Annotated in this window: 3 protein-coding genes; 1 reads left to right on the top strand and 2 read right to left on the bottom strand. The window is 76.1% G+C overall.

The genetic code is table 11. The annotated features are described in order from the left end of the window. Together SSBG_RS25740 and fmt are read right to left on the bottom strand one after the other, a co-directional pair. On the bottom strand, positions 1 to 890 hold an 890-nt coding region (locus SSBG_RS25740), incomplete at its 3' end, for a transcription antitermination factor NusB (RefSeq protein ID WP_008748980.1). Positions 891 to 1,029: 139 nt separating this feature from the next. After that, on the bottom strand, positions 1,030 to 1,962 hold the full coding sequence (gene fmt / locus SSBG_RS25735; protein WP_037870639.1) for a methionyl-tRNA formyltransferase: 933 nt from the start codon (positions 1,960 to 1,962) through the stop codon (positions 1,030 to 1,032). A 356-nt stretch (positions 1,963 to 2,318) separates the two neighbouring features. Between fmt and SSBG_RS25730 the strand changes: the two genes are divergently transcribed. Continuing rightward, a partial coding sequence (locus SSBG_RS25730; protein WP_078491414.1) for a hypothetical protein occupies positions 2,319 to 2,725 on the top strand: 407 nt, incomplete at its 3' end.

Raw genomic sequence — 2,725 nt, 5'->3', positions numbered from 1 at the left:
CAGGCGTCGAGCCACAGTGCGTCGCGGCCCTCGACGGGGGCCTTGGCGAGGGCGAGGGCGACGAGCTGACTGCCCTCGTCCTGGACCCCGGCCTCGCCGTCTCGCACGGCGGGCACGGCTCCCGGCTCGCCGCCCTCGGTGAGCCGGACGGCGTACGGGGACCAGCGGCCCGGGAGGGCGCGCTCCTCGCCGAGCGCGTCGAGCAGCGCCGCGGCGTCGGTGCGGCCGGGCCGGGCGACCAGGGTGACCTCGGGGCGCTCGTTGTCGGCGGTGAGCAGGTCCTCGATGCCGCCGCGCGGGCCGCCGAGCGAGTCCCAGAGCGCGGCGACGACCCAGCGCGGGTGCGAGTGGACGACGGAGAGGTGTTCCTCGGGGTCGTCCTCGAAGGGCGGGGCGACCTCGGCGAGCCAGGCGTCCAGGTCGTTGCGCGCGATGCGGCGCAGGACGGCGTTGACGAAGCGCGAGCGGCCGTCGCCGAGGACGACGCGGGCCAGTTCGACGGTGGCCGAGACGGCGGCGTGGGTGGGGATGCGGGTGCCGAGGAGCTGGTGGGCGCCGAGGCTGAGCACGTCGAGCACGGGCGGGTCCACCTCGCGCAGCGGGCGGTCCACGCAGGCGGCGATGACCGCGTCGTAGGTGCCGCGCCCGCGCAGCGTCCCGTAGACGAGTTCGGTGGCGAGCGCGGCGTCGCGGGCGTCGAAGCCGCCCTTCTCGCGGGCCTCGCGCAGGAGCGCGGGCAGGACGAGGTTGGCGTAGGCGTCGCGCTCGTCCACGGCGCGCAGGGCGTCGAAGGCGAGGACGCGGACGGGGTCCTTGCGCGGTGCCCGGTGCGGGCGGCCCCCGCCCCGGCGCGGACGGCTGGCGGCGGGGGCCACAGGCTGGTCGTTCAAAGGTGCGTGCTCCACTGCGTGCTGCGGGTCGGCTGACTCTCCAGGATACGGCCGTGCGGCCGGCCCACCGCGTCCCGCTCTCTCCGGCCCTCGCGGAGCGGGGGGGCGGGGCGGGGCCCCGTGCGGCGGGCGGCGCCGCTCAGCCTCCGAGCGTCTCCCCCGGCGCGAGGCGCGTCCCGCGCGCCCAGTCCGCGGCGCGCATCGGCTTCTTCCCCTGCGGCTGCACCCAGCCCAGCTCCACCGGGTGGGAGCCGGTGCCGACGTGCACGCTGTTCTTCCCCGCCCGGATCTCACCCGGCGCGAGGTGCGGGGCCTCGGGAGCGGGCGTGAGCGAGACGAGCTTGAGCCGCTCCCCCCGGAAGAGCGTCCAGGGACCGGGCGCCGGGGTGCAGCCGCGCACGACGCGGTCGACGCGCAGGGCGGGCGCCGCCCAGTCCACGCGGGCGTCCTCGACGGTGAGCTTGGGGGCGAGCGAGACGCCCTCGGCGGGCTGCGGCACCGGCTTGAGGCTGCCGTCGGCGATGCCGTCCATCGTGGCGGCGAGCAGCCCGGAGCCCGCGAAGGCGAGGCGGGTGAGGAGGTCGCCGCTCGTGTCGGTGGGGCGGACGGTCTCGGTCACGGTGCCGTAGACGGGCCCCGAGTCGAGCCCTTCCTCGATGAGGAAGGTCGAGGCCCCGGTGATCTCGTCGCCCGCGAGCACCGCGTGCTGCACGGGAGCGGCGCCGCGCCAGGCGGGCAGCAGCGAGAAGTGCAGGTTGACCCAGCCGTGCGCGGGCACGTCGAGCGCGACGCGGGGCAGCAGCGCCCCGTAGGCGACGACGGGGCAGCAGTCGGGGGCGATCTCGCGCAGCCGGTCGAGGAAGGACTCCTCGCGCGGCTTCGCGGGCCGCAGGATCTCGATCCCTGCCTCCTCGGCGCGCTGCGCGACGGGGCTCGCGACGAGCCGCCGCCCGCGCCCGGCCGGCGCGTCGGGACGGGTCACGACGGCCACCACCTCGTGGTGCTCCGAAGCGATCAGCGCGTCGAGCGCGGGTACGGCGACCTCGGGCGTCCCTGCGAACACAAGCCTCATGAATCCTGAACTTCCCTCACACCCCGGCCCGACAAGAGCCCCCATCCTAGGCACCGGGGCGGCCGCCGCTCACGGGCGCTCGCCCCGCACGAGCCGTAAAACCGGCACATCCTGACGAAACATCCCCAATTCCCCGCGCACACGTGGCTACCGGGGAGCGCGCGCGGCGATGCCCCACGCCCTCCCCCGTGACCCCTTCCGGCGCGGCGCGTTGTCAAAGCAGCGTTGACCGTGGGCGGGAGCGACGACCCGCCCACGACGGCGTCCCCGCAGTCTCAGCTCAGTCTCAGCAGTCCTTCCCTCACAGTCCGATGCGGGCCAACGGGCCCGTCAACGCCGGTTCGAGAGGCTTGCACATGGCCGACCACGCCACCCACGACGCCCAGGCACGGGCCAGCCTGCACCTGTTGGTACGGGACATCGAGCGGGTCCGCAGGCAGGTGGACGCGCTCCGCACGCTCACCGCCCAGCTCGGCAACGTCTACCGTCCGCGCCGCACGGGACCCTCCACCGGTTTCGTGGTCTACGGGCGCGCCCCCGCCCCCACCGTGCGCCTCGCGCAGGAGCTGCGGGACAGCGTCGAGAGCCTCGTGACCGCCGCCGTCGACTTCGACCGCTCGCTCGGCTTCTCCTGGGACGCCGTGGGCTCGGCGCTCGGCGTCACGAAGCAGGCGGTGCACCGCAGGTACGGGACCCGCCGGGCCGCCCCGGCGCCCGCCCCCGCCGAGGAGCGCCCCGAGCGCGCGCAGGGCGCCGTACCCGA

The organism is Streptomyces sp. SPB074 (genome assembly GCF_000154905.1).
Lineage (GTDB): Bacteria > Actinomycetota > Actinomycetes > Streptomycetales > Streptomycetaceae > Streptomyces.
The sequence above is the reverse complement of the archived record's forward strand: the minus strand, read 5'-3'. Positions and strand labels throughout refer to the sequence as shown.

Excerpts from the sequence above, each read along its gene's own strand:
- fmt (WP_037870639.1), bottom strand. The coding sequence starts at position 1,962 with ATGAGGCTTGTGTTCGCAGGGACGCCCGAGGTCGCCGTACCCGCGCTC.